Consider the following 18248-nt stretch of genomic DNA (forward strand, 5'->3'; position numbering starts at 1 on the left):
AGGGTCTGCGCTTCGTGCAGGGCACGTTCGACGACGACGAGGCGTTCGACCGGCTCGCCCACTGCGTCGCCGAGCTCGACTCGGAGCGCGGGACCAACGGCAACCACGCGTTCTACCTGTCGATCCCGCCGGGCGCGTTCCCGACGGTGATCAACCAGCTCAAGCGCGCCGGCCTCGCCCAGACGTCCGCCGACCAGTGGCGCCGGGTCGTCATCGAGAAGCCGTTCGGTCACGACCTGGCGAGCGCGCAAGCGCTGAACGAGGTCGTCAGCGAGGTCTTCACCCCCGACGACGTGTTCCGCATCGACCACTACCTCGGCAAGGAGACCGTCCAGAACATCCTGGCGCTGCGGTTCGCGAACCAGCTCTACGAACCCATCTGGAACTCGAACTACGTCGACCACGTGCAGATCACCATGGCCGAGGACATCGGTCTCGGCGGTCGCGCGGGGTACTACGACGGCATCGGCGCGACCCGCGACGTGATCCAGAACCACCTGCTCCAGCTGCTGGCGCTGACCGCGATGGAGGAGCCCGTCTCCTTCGCCCCGGCGGACCTGCGGGCGGAGAAGGTGAAGGTCCTCTCGGCGACCAAGCCGATCCAGCCGTACGGCGAGACGTCCGCGCGCGGCCAGTACACCGGCGGCTGGCAGGGCGGGCAGAAGGTGCCCGGTCTGCTGGAGGAGGGCGGCTTCTCGCCCGAGTCGAAGACGGAGACGTTCGGCGCCATCACCGTCGGCGTCAACACGCGGCGCTGGGCGGGTGTGCCGTTCTACCTGCGCACCGGCAAGCGGCTGGGCAGGCGCGTGACGGAGGTGGCCGTGGTGTTCAAGCGCGCGCCGCACCTGCCGTTCGACGACACCGCGACCGAGGAGCTGGGCCAGAACGCGCTCGTCGTGCGCGTGCAGCCGGACGAGGGCGTCACCATCCGGTTCGGCTCGAAGGTGCCGGGCAACACGATGGAGGTCCGCGACGTCACGATGGACTTCGGCTACGGCCACGCGTTCACCGAGTCGTCGCCCGAGGCGTACGAGCGGCTGCTGCTCGACGTGCTCCTCGGCGAACCGTCGCTGTTCCCGAAGAACGACGAGGTCGAGCTGTCCTGGGAGATCCTGGACCCGATCCTGGAGCACTGGGCGAAGAAGGACGAGCCCGCCCTGGAGCCGTACAAGGCGGGCACGTGGGGCCCACCGTCCGCCGACGAGATGGTCGCCCGCACGGGGCGCAACTGGAGGCGACCGTGATCATCGACCTGCCGTCGACGACCACCTCACGCATCAACAGCAAGCTGGTCCGGCTGCGCGACGAGGGTGGCGCCGTCACCCTCGGGCGCGTCCTGACGCTGGTGATCGTCACCAACGACGGGGAGAAGACCGAGGAGGCCGTGGAAGCGGCCAACGACGCCAGCCGCGAGCACCCGTGCCGGGTGATCGTGGTGGCGCGCGGCGCCCGCAAGGCGTCGCCCCGGTTGGACGCCCAGATCCGCGTGGGTGGTGACGCGGGCGCCAGCGAGGTCATCGTGCTGCGCCTGTACGGCGAGCTGGCGGACGAGGGCGCGAGCTGCGTCGTCCCGCTGCTGCTGCCGGACACCCCCGTGGTGGCGTGGTGGCCCTTCGAGGCCCCCGCGGTGCCCGCGAAGGACCCGATCGGCGTGCTCGCCCAGCGGCGGATCACCGACGCCGCCGCCGAGAAGAACCCGATCAAGGCGTTGGAGCAGCGCAGGAGCGCCTACACGCCGGGCGACACCGACCTCGCGTGGACGCGGCTCACGCTGTGGCGGGCCATGCTCGCCTCGGCGCTGGACCTGCCGCCGTTCGAGCGGGTCGTGGACGCCGAGGTCAGCGGCGAGGCGGACTCCCCGTCCACCGAGCTGCTGGCGGCGTGGCTGGCGTCCGGGCTGAAGATCCCGGTCAAGCGGACCAAGGCCGTGCGCGGCGAGGGCATCTGCCTCGTGACGCTCGACCGGAAGTCCGGTGGTGTGGAGCTGTCGCGTCCGGACGGGCGCGTCGGCACGCTGCTCCAGCCCGGTCAGCCGGAGCGCAGGGTGGCGTTGCAGCGCCGGTCCATCCGCGACTGCCTCGCGGAGGAGCTGCGCCGCCTCGACCCCGACGAGGTGTACGAGCTGGCGCTGAAGTCGCTGGGGAAGGTCGTGCGCGGCCGGGCCCACACGGCGAAGCCCGCCGCGGCGCGCAAGCCCGCGGCCAAGGCGGCCCCGAAGTCCGATTCGGCCAAGGCCGACTCGGCCAAGGCCGACTCGGCGAAGGCCGCGGAGAAGGTCTCGGCCAAGGGGGTGCCAGCGAAGGTGTCGGCGGCGAAGACCTCGGGCGGCAAGGCCGTCGTGGCCAAGTCCAAGGACTCGAAGCCGTCGGCTTCGAAGGCGAGTTCGTGAACGGCCCCCAGGTGGTGGTGCACCGTGACGGCGACCTGCTGGCCGCCGCCACGGCCGCCCGCCTGCTGACCCGGTTGGTGGACGCCCAGGCGGCCCGCGGGTCGGCGTCGCTCGTGCTCACCGGTGGCCGCACCGGCACGGCGGTGCTGGAGCACCTGCGGGCGCTGCCCGCGCTGCACGCCGTGGACTGGAGCCGGGTCGACCTGTACTGGGGCGACGAGCGGTTCCTGCCCTCCGGCCACCCGGACCGCAACGAGACCCAGGCCCGTGCCGCCCTGCTGGACCACATCCCGGTGGACCCGGCGCGGGTGCACGCGGTGGAGGCCTCCGACGGTCGGTTCGGCGACGACCCGGACGCCGCCGCCGAGGCCTACGCCGACGTGCTCGCCGAGGCGGCCCGGCCGGAGGACCACGGGTCGGTGCCCTCGTTCGACGTGTGCCTGCTGGGTGTCGGGGAGGAGGGGCACGTCGCCTCGATCTTCCCGGAGTCCCCGGCGGTGCACGAGGTGGAGCGGTCGGTGGTGGCGGTGCGGAACTGCCCCAAGCCGCCGCCCACGCGCGTGTCGCTGACGCTCCCGGCCGTTCGACGGGCTCGGGAGGTGTGGCTGATGACCACCGGTGAGGCGAAGGCCGCCGCGGTCGCGATGGGGTTGACCGGCGCGGGCGAAGCGCAGTTGCCCGCGGCCGGGGCGACGGGCCAGCGCCGCACCCTGTGGCTGCTCGACACCACGGCGGCGTCGAAGGTGCCCGACCTCTTCACCCCGCCACTGGCGTGAGCGGTGGTTCGGCGCCCCGCTCGGGGCGCCGAACCACCCTGCCGGGGCTCGTCACACCCGGTACTGCCCGCCTCCACCACGCGGGTCCACAAGCACCACCCCGTCGGGCAGCGGGTCACCGCCGGCCACTCCGAGGGTGAACACCGGTGCGGCGGCGGAGGCCCCGGTGCCCCCACCAGAGCGGTTCCGACGGCCGCCGCCACCCCCACCAGCGCCTGCCGCCTGGTCAGCACGGCATCCGACGTCAAGCCCTCCTTGACCACCCGGCTTCCGACCCCAGCGGAGGGGCCGCGCTCGGGGACGGGCCGGAGCACTGCCCCGATGCCCGGTCGCGGGCCGGCTGACGTCCCGGACCCGTTGTCGTGACGTGCGGTTGTGGGTGTGCGGCTCCTGGATCTGCGGTGCTTCGTGGCCTGCGGTGCTGTGGCGCGCCGCCGACCGGCGGGGGGCCGTGCGGGTGTTCGTGGAGTCCCGCGTGCGCTGTTCGCGCGCTTGACGTGTGCGTCCGCACATTTGTGTCATGTTCTGCCGGGTGCGGCGTCCCGTTCCTGTGGTCGACTCGTCTCCATCAGTAACGGGGCACGTCAGGTGCGCCGGGGCGAAGGGGCGGCCATGCCAACCGTGACACCGGCGCAGTACGGTGAGGATCGGCAAGTGGGTGACTCTGGAGGTCGGGTCCTGGTCGGCAACGCTGTGCGGAGACGGCCTGGGGTCGATGTGCCCGCCGTGGCGGCGGCGGCCGTCGAGCAGGTCGTGCGCGGGCGGTGGGGCTGGCTCGCGAAGCGCAGGCAACCGCTGGTGGACATCGCCGCGGTGCTGGTCGGAGCCGCGGACGTGTGGCTCGGGTACAGCTGGAACCGCGACGCGGAGCTGTACTCGCTCGTGCTGTCCGGGGTCGCGGCGGCGGCGCTCGTGTTCCGCGGGCGGTTCCCGTTCCTCACGCTGCTGCTGACCGTGCCGGGGTTCTTCGTCGGGTGGTCCGAGCTGGCCGCGATGATCGCGCTCGCCACCCTCGCCCGGCGCAGGGCGCTCGGCTGGCAGACGCTGGTCGGGGCGGCGCTGGTGTGGGCGGCCCGGTTCTTCTGGTGGCCGCCGGACAAGTTCCTCGCCGCCGAGTGGCAGCAGCACGTGCACAACGCCATCTACGGCTGCCTGGTCGCCGGGCTCCCGCTGGCCATCGCGCTGCTCGCGCACGCGCGGGAGGAGCTGTCGAGCCGCATCGCCGAACTCGCCGTGAGCCGCGAGCGCGAACGTTTGCTGCACGCGCACGCCATCAGGGCCGACGAGCGAGCGCGGCTGGCTCGGGAGATGCACGACGTCGTGTCGCACCAGGTCAGCCTCATCGCGATGCAGGCGGGCGCGTTGCGGGTGGCGGCCGTCGACCAGAACGCGAAGCAGGTCGCGGGCACGATCCGGATGCTCAGCACGAGAACCCTGGACGAGCTGCGGCAGCTGGTCAGCGTGCTGCGCACGACCAACGGCGACGACTCGCCGCAGCCCGGTGTCGAGGAGCTGCCGCAGCTGGTCGCCGGGTGCGGCATGCCCGTGAACCTGACGGTGATCGGGTCGGCCGAGGTGCCCGCGTCCATCTCGGGCGCGGCGTACCGGACGGTGCAGGAGGCGCTGACCAACGTCCGCAAGCACGCCAACGGGTCGCTGGTGACCGTGCGCGTCGACCTGGGTGACGACGAGGTGCGCGTCGAGGTCCGCAACAGCCCGCCGCCCGTCCCGCAGGCGTCACCCGCGCTGCCCAGCGGTGGCCACGGGCTGATGGGGCTGCGGGAACGGGCGGACCTGCTCAGCGGCACCTTCGAGGCGGGTGCCACCGACGACGGCGGTTTCGCCGTGAGGATGACCCTGCCGACCCTGCGGTAGGGGTGAGACGTCCGCGACCAGGCCGCCGTCCTGGTTGTGAGTCGAGCGCTCGGCGGCCGGGCCTGCCCGGCCGCCGAGCCGGTTCGGCCCGCTGGTGACCCGTGATCTCGACGCGGATGTCGCCGGAGTCCGTGAGCAGCGAGACGGTGACCCGTGGACGTCCGGGTTCCCGGCCCACGATCACGACCCAGCGGTCGTTGGCGTAGGACGGCGGCCGGAGACCCGAGTACCGGTGGCGGGCCCTCCCGTCCGGGTCCGCGGTCCTGGTCTCCGCCACGAGGCCGGGCGGGAGGTCGAGCTGCTTCGCGCTGTGCACCGTCAGCGCCGGTCGGGCGGTCGGGTACTGGTCGATGTAGCGGCGAGGTCGGTTCCGCCGCGCACCGCGTGGACCGTGGTCGAACGCTGCCTCAACCGGATCGAGCAGTTCCGCGCCATCGCCACCCGTTACGACAAAACGGCTCCGTCCTACCGGGCGGTGATCGACTTGGCGACTCTCGTCCTCTGGCTTTGAGGACAGGCCCTAGGCCGGTGCGGCCCGTCGGGTGGCGACGGCGACGCACACGGCGGAGATCGCGCCGAGCACGCCGCACACCAGGGTGGGGAGCAGGGCCGGTTCGTTGCGGAGCAGGACGGTCGGGAGCAGCCAGACCGCGACGCCGAGGCCGAAGCCGAGCGGGGCCGCCATGATGGTCGCGCCGGTGCCCGCCTGGCGGCGGCGCAGGGAGCGCAGGATCGACTCCAGGTACGCCAGGGTGAACAGGAGCACCACCGCGCTGCCAACGCCCATGATGCTCAGCAGCGGGTTGGCCGGGGGCGTGAGCAGGTACTCCTGCCTGCTCTCCCCCGTCACCTCGGCGACGACCGCGCCGCCCGCGATCCAGCGGGTCACGCCCGGCAGGACCAGGCCCGCGGTCGGGTCGCCGGTGACGGTGGCGAGGGGCACGCCCGCGACGGTGAGGGTCAGCGTGACCGGCGGTGAGGACGGGAGGTCGAGCACCACCGGTTGGCTGAGGTCGCGGGTCAGCACGGGCAGGTCGCGGCCGGTGACGGTGAACGGCAGCACCAGCATGAGGATCGCGGTCAGCGCTCCCGCCAGCGCGAACCAGCGCGGCGTCCTGCGGGCGGGCGGGCCCGCCGCGAGCACGGTGCTGGCCGGGATGAGGGTCTGGCTGCCGATCTGGGTGACCGGGGGCGCGTCCACCGCCGTGCCGCGCACCCGGTTCAGCGCCAGCGTCTCGCGCGGCTGGGTCGGGTGCGGGGACGGGCGGGTGCTGCCGGTCGCGACGGCGGGCGACAGGTGGACGCGGACGCCGAGGCGGGTCAGCCAGTCGGGCCCGAACACCTGGGCCGCGGCGCCCGCCAGGTCGATCGCGAACGTCTCCGCGTTGCGGTAGCGGGCCTGCGGTTCGCGCGCCAGGCTGCGCATCACGACCTCGGCCAGCGGCGCGGGCACGGACGGGCCGAGCGGGCGGGGTTCCTGGTGGACGTGCCGCTGGATCATGGCGAGCGGACCGCCGCCGCTCTCGTAGGGCAGCGCGCCGGAGAGCAGTTCGTAGAGGACGGTGCCGGTGCCGTAGACGTCGGCGGCGGGCGTCAGCGGGTTGCCCAGTGCCTGTTCGGGCGCGATGTAGGCGGGTGTGCCGAGCACCTGACCGGCGTGCGTCATGAGGGTGGCGCCCTCGCTGACGACCTGCGAGATGCCGAAGTCGGCGACCTTCAGGACACCGGACGACGTGAACAGCAGGTTCTTCGGCTTCACGTCCAGGTGCAGCACGCCCGCGACGTGGGCGGCGTGCAGGCCGGACAGGGTCGCGAGGCCGATGGCGCACGCCTGCCCCGCGGTGACGCCCTCCTCGCTGAACTTCGACCACACGGTGCCGCCGTCGAGCTTCTCCATCACCAGGAGGTGCTCGCCGTTGTTCTGCACGTAGTCGTAGACCGGCACGATGTGCGGGTGGTCGAGCCGCGCGAGCAACCGGGCCTCGTGCTCGAAGCGGGCGCTCATCCCCTGGTCCTCGGCCAACAGGCCGGGGAGCCTCTTGATCGCGACGGGACGGCCGAGCGGCCGGTGCACGGCCGCGTACACCACGCCCATGCCTCCGTGCCCGATCTGCTCACCCAACTGGTACTGCGGCAGCGCGGCGACGACGCTCGGGGCGACGGTCACACCGCACCGCCGGGCGGCAGCGGACGGGTCGTGCGCTCGGTCAACGGGACCGCGTCGTAGGTGGCGGTGAAGGCGTCGGTCTCGCGGTCGGCGTCGTCGACCGGGCGGGGCGCGTCGCCGTCACCGGGGTGCGGGGTCAGGTAGCCGAGCAGCAGCGCGACCGCCGCCGACCCGAGGATGAACGGGATCTCGGCGGCGGGTGAGGGCGCCACCAGTGTCAGCACGGACAGCGAGATGACCGCGACGAGCCCGGTGCCGATGCCCGCGGGCAGGAACCGCATCGCGCGCTGCCACCGGTTCACCGGGAGCCTGCGGCGGGCGAGCGCGAACAGCGCGCCTGCCCAGGAGAAGACCGTCAACAGCAGCACGCCGAGCCCGAACACCGCGTAGACCGACCACATCGAACCGACGACGTCGCCGGTCGTCTCCACCGAGCCCAGCACGGCCCGGTTCTCGTCGAGCACCTCGATCTCCGTCGGCAGCAGGCCGGTCGCCTGGCCGCCGAGGTCCGCGAGGTCGAGCTGGAAGGCGCGGGTGACGCTCTCCTTCGCGGGGACGTCGAACGGAACCGTGGTGTCGTAGGCGAAGAACGTCAGCGCCAGCGCCGTGCCGGACAACCGCACGGTCTTCACCTTGCGATCCGCGTCAGTTCCGTTGTGGACGGTCACCTCGACGCGGATGGACCGGGTCGGGTCGAGCACCAGCTGTTCGGAGCCGCCAACCGGTTGCCGGTCGACGGTCGCGTTGACCGTGACCTCGCCGGGCGCCGCGGACGCCACCGGAACCGATCCCAGGAAAATCCCGCACAGCAGGAGTAAACCCGCACCGCCGGTCAAACGTCTCACGATGCACCTCTAGTTCAGCACGGCGTTCTGCGGGCGGATGCTACATTCCGGCGCCGCTGACGGCGACACATTCGGGAGATGGCCATGCGGGCGACCAGAACACTAGGTGTACTCGGTCTGGCGGTGCTCTCCGTTACCGTGCTCGCCGTCACACCCGCCGTGGCCCAGCAACCACCGACGGTGTCGATCAAGCCGAACCAGGGCGCCCCCGGCAGCGGGTTCACCGTGGGGTGGGCGGGCTTCGACCCGTCGTGCAAGGACCGGGTCGTCACCATCCTGTGGGACGGACAGCAGCCCGTCGGCTCCGCCACGATGCCCATCCGCGTTGGCACGGGGTCGGCAGGCGCGACCGTACCCACCGGTGCGACCGCGGGCAGCCACCGCGTCACCGCGCGAGGTGCGTGCAACGCCGCCTCCGGCAACTTCACGGTGATCATCCCGCCACCGGTCGTGACGACGACCACCCCGCCTCCTCCGGTGGTCACCACGACGACCCCGCCGCCCCCTCCGGTCGTCACGACCACGACCCGCCCCGTCGTGACGACCACGACCACCGCCGTCACCACGACGACGACCACGACCACCGGCTCCAGCTCGTCGTCCTCGTCCGCACCGAGCAGCAGCGGCTCGACGACCCTCGCGATCGACTCCGACGGCGAGCTGACGCTCGACAAGGACAACATCCAGCCCGGCGACCAGCTCAACGCCTCCGGCACGGGGTGTGCGCCGGGGTCCGAGGTGAAGCTCAGCTCGAAGGACGAGAACGTCGGCACGGCGAAGGCCGACAGCGCGGGCAGGTTCAGCTCCCCCGTCGAGTTCGGCACGATCGAGCCCGGCCGCCACGTCATCCGGGCGCAGTGCGACATCCTGCTCGTCGGCAACGTCGACGTGTCGCTGACGAGCGGCACCAGCGGGACGTCGTCGACGCTCGTGGTGCTGGTGTTCTTCATCCTGATCGGGGCGACGATGCTGCGCCGCCAGTTCAGCGCCCTGCGCGTGCCCACCAAGAACTGATCGGAGCGGTTCCGCACCGAAATTCGGTGTGGAATCGAATTCCGGGCCGCTCGTGCGAATGCACGCGCATTCGGCCTAGTACACGACGAAGGCCCGCACCTCGAAAGGTGCGGGCCTTCGCGCTGTCGTCCGATTTACGGCACTTCGCGCTGCTTGCGCAGCTTGGTGAGCGCTTCCTGGAGGATCGCTTCGCCGTCGGCGTCGGAACGCCGTTCCTTCACGTACGCCAGATGAGTCTTGTACGGCTCGTTCCGCGGAGGAGCAGGCGGGGCCTGCTCGTCCCGCCCGGCCGGGAGCCCGCACCGCGGGCAGTCCCAGACCTCGGGGATGTCAGCCTCCATAGCGAACGACGGCCGTGACTCGTGCCCGTTCGCACACCAGTACGAGACCCGATTCCGGGGCGCGGATTCCCCGCGCTCCGATTCACCCATCGGACCTGCGCCGACGCGGGTACCGCGAATCGCGTTACCACCAGCCATCGACCCTTACACCCCCACCACGTGGTTGTCCTGCGCCTGATAGACCCGTGCTCAGCCGACCTTGATGAGCAGCCCGATCCCGACGATGGCGATGACCCACACCGCGCCGACGAACAGCGTCAGGCGGTCGAGGTTCTTCTCCACGACGCTGGAGCCGGACAGGCTCGACTGCATGCCGCCACCGAACAGCGAGGACAGACCGCCGCCACGGCCGCGGTGAAGCAGCACCAGCAGGATCAGCAGCAGGCTGGAGACGATCAAAAGGATCTGAAGGAACAGGATCATTTCTTCCTCGCTGTCAGGCAGTTGACGCCACAGAGTACCGGTTCAACTGCCGAACGTGGACCCACCCTGTGGAAAAAGGGAATGTTGGGGATCAGGGTAGTGGGCCGCCCGCGGCGAGCGCGCACAGCTTGGTGAACTCGTCCGCCTGGAGGCTCGCGCCGCCCACGAGGGCGCCGTCGATGTCCTTCTGCGCGATGAGCTCGCCGATGTTGCCGGACTTCACCGAACCGCCGTAGAGCACCCGCACGACGGCCGCGACCTCCTCGCCGTACTTCTCGGCGAGCTGGACGCGGATCGCCGCGCAGACCTCCTGCGCGTCGGTGGAGCTGGCGACGCGGCCGGTGCCGATGGCCCACACGGGCTCGTAGGCGACGACGACCTTGGCGACCTGCTCACCCGTGAGGTCCTTGAGGCCCTCGACGAGCTGGGTGTTGCAGTGCGCCACGTGGTTGCCCGCCTCGCGCACGTCGAGCTGCTCGCCCACGCACAGGATGGGGGTGATCCCGTGCTTGAGCGCGGCCTTCACCTTGCGGTTGACCAGCTCGTCGGACTCGTTGTGGTACTCGCGGCGCTCGGAGTGGCCCACGGTGACGTAGGTGCAGCCGAGCTTGGCGAGCATCGCGCCCGAGACCTCACCGGTGTAGGCACCGGAGTCGAACGCGGAGATGTCCTGCGCGCCGTACTTGAGGAGCAGCTTGTCGCCGTCCGTCAGCGTCTGCACGCTGCGGATGTCGGTGAACGGCGGGAGCACCGCCACCTCGACCTTGGCGTAGTACTTCTCCGGGAGCGAGAACGCGATCTTCTGCGTCAGGGAGATGGCCTCGAGGTGGTTGAGGTTCATCTTCCAGTTGCCCGCGATGAGCGGCAGACGGGAGGCCATCACTGCTCCAAAACGGAAACGCCGGGGAGTTCCTTGCCCTCAAGGAACTCCAGGGAGGCCCCACCACCGGTGGAGATGTGCGAGAAGCCGTCCTCGGGCAGGCCGAGCGCGCGCACGGCCGCGGCCGAGTCGCCACCGCCGACCACGGTGAACGCGTCGCTCGCGACGAGCGCCTCGGCGACGGCACGGGTGCCACCGGCGAAGGACTCGAACTCGAACACGCCCATCGGGCCGTTCCAGAACACGGTGGCCGCGTCGGCCAGCTTGGACGCGAACAGCTCGCGGGTCTTCGGGCCGATGTCCAGGCCCTCGCGGTCGGCCGGGATCTCGGTCGCGGGGACGACCTCGAACTCGGCGTCGGGCGCGAACTTCGTCGCGGCCAGCACGTCGACCGGCAGCACGAGTTCGACGCCGCGCTCCTCCGCCTCGGCGAGGAAGCCGCGGACCTGGTCGAGCTGGTCGGCCTGGAGCAGCGAGTTGCCGACCTCGTGGCCCTGGGCCTTGAGGAAGGTGTACGCCATGCCGCCGCCGACGAGCAGCCGGTCGACCTTGGACAGCAGGTTCTTGATTACGCCGAGCTTGTCGGAGACCTTCGCGCCGCCGAGCACCACGACGTACGGGCGCTTCAGGTCCTCGGTGAGCTTGTGCAGCACCTGGACCTCGGACAGCACGAGGCCGCCCGCGTAGTGCGGCAGCTTCTTCGCCACGTCGTAGACCGACGCCTGCTTGCGGTGCACGACGCCGAAGCCGTCGGAGACGAACGCGTCGGCCTTCGCGGCCAGCTCGTCGGCGAGGGCCTCGCGCTCCGCGTCGACCTTGCTGGTCTCGCGGGCGTCGAAGCGGATGTTCTCCAGCAGCACCACGGTGCCCTCGGCACCGGCCTCGGTGCCGATCTCCACCGGCGCCCCGAGCAGCTCACCCAGCCGCGCCACGACCGGCGCGAGGGAGAACTTCGGGTCCGGCTCGCCCTTCGGGCGGCCGAGGTGGGCGGCCACGAGCACGCGCGCACCGGCCTCGGTGAGCGCCTTCAGCGTCGGCACCGACGCGCGCACGCGGCCGTCGTCGGTGATCTTGTCGCCGTCGAGCGGCACGTTCAGGTCGGCGCGCACCAGCACGCGCCGACCCGACACACCCTCGGCGAGCAGGTCGCTAAGAGTCTTCACGTGTTCCTCAGAGCTTGGAGGCGACGAGGTTGACGAGGTCCACGAGGCGGTTGGAGTAGCCCCACTCGTTGTCGTACCAGCCGACGACCTTGACCTGGTCGCCGATGACCTTGGTCAGCGGCGCGTCGAAGATGCATGACGCCGGGTCCGTCACGATGTCCGTGGACACGATCGGGTCCGTGTTGTAGCGCAGGTAGCCCTTGAGCGGGCCTTCCGCGGCGGCCTTGTAGGCGGCGTTGACCTCTTCCACCGTGGTCTCGCGGCCCAGGGTGACGGTCAGGTCGGTGGCGGAGCCGGTGGGGATCGGCACGCGCAGCGCGTAGCCGTCCAGCTTGCCCTTCAGCTCCGGCAGGACCAGGCCGATGGCCTTCGCGGCGCCGGTGGAGGTCGGCACGATGTTCAGCGCGGCGGCGCGGGCGCGGCGGAGGTCGCTGTGCGGCGCGTCCTGGAGGTTCTGGTCCTGCGTGTACGCGTGGATCGTGGTCATGAGGCCACGCTCGATGGTGAAGCTGTCGTGCAGGACCTTCGCCAGCGGCGCGAGGCAGTTGGTCGTGCACGAGGCGTTCGAGATGACGGTCTGAGAGCCGTCGTAGAGGTCCTCGTTCGCGCCGAGGACGATCGTGAGGTCCTCGTTCTTCGCGGGCGCGGAGATGATGACCTTCTTCGCGCCGCCCTCGTCGACGTGCTTGCGCGCGACGGTCGCGTCGGTGAAGAAACCCGTCGACTCGACGACGACGTCGACGCCCAGGTCCTTCCAGGGCAGCTTGCCGGGGTCGCGCTCGGCCAGCGCCTTGATGGTCTTGCCGTCGACCGAGATGCCCTCGTCGTTCACGGTCACCTCGTTGGGCAGCCGACCGAGGACGCTGTCGTACTTGAGCAGGTGAGCCATGGTCTTGACGTCACCGAGGTCGTTGAACGCGACGATCTCGATGTCGTGCCCACTGGCCTGAACGGCGCGCCAGAAGTTGCGACCGATGCGGCCGAAACCATTGACACCTACGCGAACCGTCACGGTACGTCTCCTCGATGCTCGACTGGCGGGTGGGCCAGGGCGTACGGATGGGCTTTCAGTCAGCCACGGCCAGACTATCCCCATCACTGCGGCCCTGGTCACGTGGACCTACAGGATCTCTTGATCGAGCAAGAAAATCCAGGTTGCGGGGGTGTTAATCCCGAGGAGTGAGCTTGTCCAGTGTCCGGGGGTGAGCGTGGAGGGGCAACCGCCAGGAAGGGGAAATCCACATCACAGAAAGTAGATTCCGCATGGTGGAGTTGCCGATGGTCGCCGCTTCCAGTTCGACCGCTGGCCGTCCGCCGCTTCCAGCGTGGGTGGCCGATGCGACTCGGGGCCCCTCTTGTGGCGCTGGGCAGGCCACAAGGGCGGGGTTGAACGCCCTGAGCCCGACCAGTGCCAGCGCCGAAAACCCCGAGCGGAGCCGGCCACGGTCCAGGGCCCCGTCCTGCTCAGGTGGTGGGTCGGGTCTCAAGCGAGCCGACCCACCTGTGCTGAGCCGCTGCTACACCTCTGCTTCGAGCATGTCGGCGGTGACCGCTGACTCGGTGTCGTCCATGCCGAGGTCCTTCGCGCGCTTGTCGGCCATGGCCAGCAGGCGCCTTATGCGGCCGGCGACGGCGTCCTTCGTCATCTGGGGTTCGGACAGCTGCCCCAGTTCTTCCAACGAGGCCTGTCGGTGCGCCAACCTCAACGCGCCGGCGGCTGCCAGGTGGTCCGGGGCCTCCGCGCCCAGGATCTCCAACGCCCTCTGCACCCGAGCGGCGGCGGCGACGGCGGCCCTGGCCGAGCGCCGCAGGTTCGCGTCGTCGAAGTTGGCCAGGCGGTTGGCCGTCGCCCGCACCTCGCGCCGCATCCGGCGTTCTTCCCAGGCCAGCACGCTGTCGTGCGCGCCGAGGCGGGTCAGCATCGCCCCGATGGCGTCGCCGTCGCGGATGACGACCCGTTCAGCACCCCGCACCTCGCGGGACTTCGACGCGATACCCATGCGACGAGCGGCGCCGACCAGCGCCAACGCCGCCTCAGGTCCGGGGCAGGTGATCTCCAGCGAGGACGACCGCCCCGGCTCCGTCAACGACCCGTGCGCCAGGAAGGCTCCCCGCCACGCGGCCTCGGCGTCGCAGACGCCGCCGGACACCACGGGTGCCGGTAGGCCCCGGACCGGGCGGCCTCGGGGATCCAGCAACCCGGTCTGCCGGGCCAGCCCCTCCCCGTCCTTCACGACCCGCACCACGTACCGGGTCCCCTTGCGCAACCCGCTGGAGGTGATCGTGAAGACCTCCGACTGGTGCCCGTACAGCTCGTGGATCTCCCGACGCAACCGACGCGCCGTGGACCCGAGGTCAACCTCTGCTTCCACGACCACTCGGCCAGCCACGATGTGCAGGCCTCCGGCGAACCGCAGCAGCGAGGACACCTCGGCACGGCGGCAGCAGGTCTTCGAGACGGCGAGCCTGCTCAGCTCGTCCTTGACCGCCGAGGTCATCGCCATGATTCCTCGCCTCCCCTGTGCTGACTACTCCTGTGGAGCGTTCTACTGGACGTCTGACCGGCGCTTTCACCGGGGCCACCCAACGCGCGGTGGAGACTGGCGGCCAACGCGGCGGGGTCGTGGCGCTCCGGTTCCCCCCGTTCCGCGACGCGCGAGAGGTGCGCCGCAGCGCCCAGAGCAGCGGCGGCGCGGCGAAGGCGGTCCGGGACGGGCACGGAGTCGACGTCCGCGATGACGGCGTCGACCTTCAAATCCGGCGCGTGCTGCCACAGGACGTCGAGGTGCAGCTCCGGCGAGAAGCCTTCGGTTTCGCCCGGTTGGGGGACGAGGTTCAGCACCACGACCCGCTTCGCCGCGGTCGCTTCGAGCGCTTCGCGCAGTTCCGGCACGAGCAGGTGCGGCAGCACGCTGGTGAACCACGAGCCCGGCCCGAGCAGCACGACGTCCGCGCCGAGCACCGCCTCGACGGCCTGCGGGCACCCTCGCGCCCGCTCACCGCCGGGCCCGCGCAGCCGGATCCGCTCGACCCGGCCGGGGGTCGTGGCGACGGCGACCTGCCCGCGGATGCGGCGCACCTGCGCCGCGTCCTCGTCCAGGCCGACCACGTCCGCCTCGATCTGGAGCGGCTGCACGCTCATCGGCAGCACCCGCCCTCGAACGCCGAGCAGCTTGCACGCCTCGTCCAGCACGGCGACCGGGTCGCCGAGCTGCTCCAGCAGCCCGGCGAGCACCAGGTTCCCGACAGCGTGGCCCGCCAGCGCGCCGGTCCCGCCGAAGCGGTGGCCGAAGAGGCTGGTCCAGAGCTTGCTGGACTCGTCGGTGCCCGCCAGGGCGGCCATGGCCTTGCGCAGGTCTCCGGGCGGCAACAGGCCCAGCTCGCGGCGCAGCCGACCGGACGACCCGCCGTCGTCGGCGACGGTGACCACGGCGGTCACGTCGTCGGTGAGCAGGCGGAGCGCGGTCAGCGTCGCGTGGAGGCCGTGACCTCCACCCAACGCCACCGCCTTCAACGAACGGGTCACTCGCGACCCAGATCCCGGTGGACGACCTTCACGGCCATGCCGTCCTCGGTGGCCAGGCGCGACGCCAGCTCCTCCGAGATCGCGACGCTGCGGTGCTTGCCGCCCGTGCAGCCGACCGCGAGGGTCAGGTACCGCTTGCCCTCACGCCGGTAGCCCGCGCCGATGAGCCGCAGCAGCTCGTGGTAGCGGTCGAGGAACTCCTCGGCCCCCTCCTGGCTGAGCACGTAGTTGCGCACCTCGCCGTCCAGGCCGGTCTGCTCGCGCAGCTCCGGGATCCAGAACGGGTTCGGCAGGAACCGGACGTCCATGACCAGGTCGGAGTCCATCGGCAGGCCGTACTTGTAGCCGAACGACAGCACCGTCACGCGGGTGCGGGTCGCCGACTCGGTGCCGAACGTGTCCTCGATCTTGGCGCGCAGCTGGTGGATGGACAGCGCCGAGGTGTCGAGCACCAGGTCCGCTTCCTCGCGCAGCGGGGTCAGCAGGATCCGCTCGGACTCGATGCCGTCCGCGAGCCGCCCGTCCCCCTGCATCGGGTGGCCGCGCCGGACCGCCTCGAACCGGCGGATCAGCACGTCGTCGGTCGCCTCCAGGAACAGCACCTTCGGCTTGTAGCCCCTGGCGTCGAGGTCCTTGATGATGGCGGCCAGGTCCTCGGTGAACGCGCGGCTGCGCACGTCCATGACGACCGCGACCCTGGTGATCGCGCCGCGCGCCTGCGCGCCCAGCTCGACCATGGTCGCGATCAGCTCGGGCGGCAGGTTGTCGACCACGAACCAGCCGAGGTCCTCCAAGCACTTCGCGGCGGTGCTGCGGCCCGCTCCCGACAGGCCGGTCACCACCGCGACTTCGATGCCGGACTTCTCGCCGGCCGGTGCGCTCACGATTTCTCCCCTTCGGTACTCGCCGCGCCGCTCCCCGTCGTCAGGGACGCGTGCACGGCTTCCGCGGTGCGCCTGCCCACGCCGGGCACACCGCTGATCTCGTCGACGCTCGCCTCGCGAAGCTTCTTCAGCGAGCCGAAGTGCTTGAGGAGAGCGGCCTTGCGGGTCTGCCCGAGACCGGGCACCTCGTCCAGCTCGGACGTGGTCATCCGCTTGGACCGCTTCTGCCGGTGGTACGCGATGGCGAACCGGTGCGCCTCGTCGCGCACGCGTTGCAGCAGGTAGAGGGCTTCGCTGGCGCGGGGCAGGATCACCGGGTCGGGTTCGCCCGGCACCCACACCTCCTCCAGGCGCTTGGCCAGGCCGACCACGGCCACGTCGGTGATGCCCAGCTCGGCCAGCACGTCCGCGGCGGCCTGCGCCTGCGGGCCCGCGCCGTCGACCACCAGCAGGTTCGGCGCGTAGGAGAACCGGCGGGGCTTGCCCGTCTCGGGGTCGATGCCGGGCACCTGGCCGGGCACGTCGTTGGCCGTCTCCCTCAGGTACGCCTGGAACCGGCGCCGCACGACCTCCGCGATCGAGGCCACGTCGCCCTCGTCCGCGGCCTCCCGGATCGCGAAGCGCCGGTACTCCGACTTGCGCGCCAGCCCGTCCTCGAACACCACGAGCGAGGCGACGACGTCCGTGCCCTGGACGTGGCTGATGTCCGTGCACTCGATGCGCAGCGGTGCCGTGTCGAGGCCCAGCAGCTCCTGGAGCTCCTGCAACGCCGCCGACCGGGCCGTCAGGTCGCCCGCGCGCTTGAGCTTGTGCAGCTGGAACTGCTCCTGGGCGTTGCGCGCGACCGTCTCCATCAGCGCCCGCTTGTCGCCCCGCTGCGGGACCCTGATCTGCACCCTGCTGCCGCGCTGGTCGCTGAGCCAGCGCTCCAGCACCTCGGCGTCCGCGGGCAGCTCGGGGACGAGCACCTCGCGCGGGACGGCCATGGCGACCACGCCGCTGGACTCGGCGCCCTCGACCTGCTCGCCGTAGAACTGGGTGACGAACTGGTCGACCAGCCCGGCGACGTCGACCTCCTCGACCTTGTCGACGACCCACCCGCGCTGGCCGCGCACCCGGCCGCCGCGCACGTGGAAGACCTGGACCGACGCCTCCAGCTCGTCCTGGGCGAACGCCACCACGTCGGCGTCCGTGCCGTCGCCGAGCACCACGGCCTGCTTCTCCAGCGCCCGGCGCAGCGCGCCGAGGTCGTCGCGCAGGCGGGCGGCGCGCTCGAACTCCAGCTCCTCGGAGGCGGCCAGCATCTCCTTCTCGACGCGGCGCACCATCGCGTCGGTCTTGCCCGCGAGGAAGTCGCAGAAGTCGTCCACGATGTCGCGGTGCTCGGCTGCGCTGACCCGGCCGACGCACGGGGCGGAGCACTTGTCGATGTAGCCGAGCAGGCAGGGGCGGCCCATCTGGTTGTGCCGCTTGAACACGCCCGCCGAGCAGGTGCGCGCGGGGAACACCCGCAGCAGCAGGTCGAGCGTCTCGCGGATCGCCCACGCGTGCGCGTACGGGCCGAAGTAGCGGACGCCCTTGCGGCGGGGGCCGCGGTAGACGTAGAGCCGGGGGAACTGCTCGTGCAGCGTGACCGCGAGGACCGGGTAGGACTTGTCGTCCCGGTACCGGACGTTGAACCTCGGGTCGAACTCCTTGATCCAGTTGTACTCCAGCTGGAGCGCCTCGACCTCGGTGCTGACGATCGTCCACTCGACACTGGCGGCCGTCGTCACCATCTGGCGCGTGCGGTCGTGCAGGCCCGCGAGGTCCGCGAAGTACGAGTTCAGCCGGGAGCGGAGGCTTTTCGCCTTGCCCACGTACACCACACGACCGCCGGCGTCGCGGAACTTGTAGACGCCGGGGGCTTCCGGGATGGTGCCGGGCGAGGGTCGGTAGGTCGACGGGTCGGCCACGGGACAAGCC

16 protein-coding genes are annotated in these 18248 nt (G+C 71.3%); 5 read left to right on the plus strand and 11 right to left on the minus strand.

All coding sequences use genetic code 11. From position 1 onward, the window contains the following. The 4 genes from zwf to AC156L_RS32725 all read left to right on the plus strand — a co-directional run. Positions 1–1244: glucose-6-phosphate dehydrogenase (gene zwf, locus AC156L_RS32710; protein WP_484407577.1), on the plus strand; the 1244-nt coding region annotated here is incomplete at its 5' end. Next, positions 1241–2389: a glucose-6-phosphate dehydrogenase assembly protein OpcA gene (opcA, locus tag AC156L_RS32715; protein WP_330875682.1), complete on the plus strand. Its 1149-nt coding sequence runs from the start codon at positions 1241–1243 to the stop codon at positions 2387–2389. The genes zwf and opcA, both read left to right, overlap by 4 nt. After that, the gene (gene pgl / locus AC156L_RS32720; protein WP_330875681.1) at positions 2386–3165 is read left to right on the plus strand and encodes a 6-phosphogluconolactonase; all 780 of its coding nucleotides are present in this window, start codon (positions 2386–2388) and stop codon (positions 3163–3165) included. The genes opcA and pgl overlap by 4 nt, the downstream gene beginning before the upstream one ends. 654 nt (positions 3166–3819) lie before the next feature. Then, entirely contained in the window at positions 3820–5040 is a 1221-nt protein-coding gene (locus AC156L_RS32725; RefSeq protein WP_330875680.1) for a sensor histidine kinase, read from the plus strand. Positions 5041–5560: 520 nt separating this feature from the next. On the opposite strand, the gene AC156L_RS32730 is transcribed toward AC156L_RS32725, so the two are convergent. Both AC156L_RS32730 and AC156L_RS32735 read right to left on the minus strand, forming a co-directional pair. Continuing rightward, a complete protein-coding gene (locus AC156L_RS32730; RefSeq protein ID WP_330875679.1) occupies positions 5561–7207 on the minus strand; it encodes a serine/threonine-protein kinase in 1647 nt (548 codons plus the stop codon). Further along, the gene (locus AC156L_RS32735; RefSeq protein ID WP_330875678.1) at positions 7204–7986 is read right to left on the minus strand and encodes a hypothetical protein; all 783 of its coding nucleotides are present in this window, start codon (positions 7984–7986) and stop codon (positions 7204–7206) included. The genes AC156L_RS32730 and AC156L_RS32735 overlap by 4 nt, the downstream gene beginning before the upstream one ends. Before the next feature lie 189 nt (positions 7987–8175). Between AC156L_RS32735 and AC156L_RS32740 the strand changes: the two genes are divergently transcribed. Beyond that, complete coding sequence (locus AC156L_RS32740; protein WP_330875677.1) at positions 8176–9066, plus strand: hypothetical protein; 891 nt, start codon at positions 8176–8178, stop codon at positions 9064–9066. Between the two features lie 134 nt (positions 9067–9200). Here the strand turns inward: AC156L_RS32740 and AC156L_RS32745 are convergent, their stop codons facing one another. The 9 genes from AC156L_RS32745 to uvrC form a co-directional block, all read right to left on the minus strand. Beyond that, a complete protein-coding gene (locus tag AC156L_RS32745) occupies positions 9201–9545 on the minus strand; it encodes an RNA polymerase-binding protein RbpA (RefSeq protein WP_106196854.1) in 345 nt (114 codons plus the stop codon). Between the two features lie 51 nt (positions 9546–9596). Continuing rightward, positions 9597–9830, minus strand: a complete 234-nt coding sequence (secG, locus tag AC156L_RS32750; protein WP_330875676.1) for a preprotein translocase subunit SecG — start codon at positions 9828–9830, stop codon at positions 9597–9599. 91 nt (positions 9831–9921) lie between these two features. Continuing rightward, a complete protein-coding gene (tpiA, locus tag AC156L_RS32755; protein WP_330875675.1) occupies positions 9922–10710 on the minus strand; it encodes a triose-phosphate isomerase in 789 nt (262 codons plus the stop codon). After that, complete coding sequence (locus AC156L_RS32760) at positions 10710–11873, minus strand: phosphoglycerate kinase (protein ID WP_330875674.1); 1164 nt, start codon at positions 11871–11873, stop codon at positions 10710–10712. Before AC156L_RS32760 ends, tpiA begins: the two co-directional genes overlap by 1 nt. A 7-nt stretch (positions 11874–11880) precedes the next feature. Next, a complete protein-coding gene (gene gap / locus AC156L_RS32765) occupies positions 11881–12885 on the minus strand; it encodes a type I glyceraldehyde-3-phosphate dehydrogenase (protein WP_330875673.1) in 1005 nt (334 codons plus the stop codon). A gap of 505 nt (positions 12886–13390) precedes the next feature. Then, on the minus strand, positions 13391–14377 hold the full coding sequence (gene whiA / locus AC156L_RS32770; protein WP_330875672.1) for a DNA-binding protein WhiA: 987 nt from the start codon (positions 14375–14377) through the stop codon (positions 13391–13393). After that, the gene (locus AC156L_RS32775) at positions 14368–15387 is read right to left on the minus strand and encodes a gluconeogenesis factor YvcK family protein (protein ID WP_330875720.1); all 1020 of its coding nucleotides are present in this window, start codon (positions 15385–15387) and stop codon (positions 14368–14370) included. The genes whiA and AC156L_RS32775 overlap by 10 nt, the downstream gene beginning before the upstream one ends. Positions 15388–15395: 8 nt before the next feature. Continuing rightward, positions 15396–16253, minus strand: a complete 858-nt coding sequence (gene rapZ, locus AC156L_RS32780) for an RNase adapter RapZ (RefSeq protein WP_372506937.1) — start codon at positions 16251–16253, stop codon at positions 15396–15398. Positions 16254–16279: 26 nt separating this feature from the next. Next, positions 16280–18238: an excinuclease ABC subunit UvrC gene (uvrC, locus tag AC156L_RS32785; RefSeq protein ID WP_330875671.1), complete on the minus strand. Its 1959-nt coding sequence runs from the start codon at positions 18236–18238 to the stop codon at positions 16280–16282. Positions 18239–18248 lie beyond the last annotated feature (10 nt).

The organism is Umezawaea sp. (assembly GCF_057122925.1).

Coding starts and splice junctions, on each gene's coding strand:
- secG (WP_330875676.1), bottom strand. CDS start 9,830: ATGATCCTGTTCCTTCAGATCCTTTTGATCGTCTCCAGCCTGCTGCTG.
- tpiA (WP_330875675.1), bottom strand. CDS start 10,710: ATGGCCTCCCGTCTGCCGCTCATCGCGGGCAACTGGAAGATGAACCTC.
- AC156L_RS32745 (WP_106196854.1), bottom strand. CDS start 9,545: ATGGCTGGTGGTAACGCGATTCGCGGTACCCGCGTCGGCGCAGGTCCG.
- whiA (WP_330875672.1), bottom strand. CDS start 14,377: ATGGCGATGACCTCGGCGGTCAAGGACGAGCTGAGCAGGCTCGCCGTC.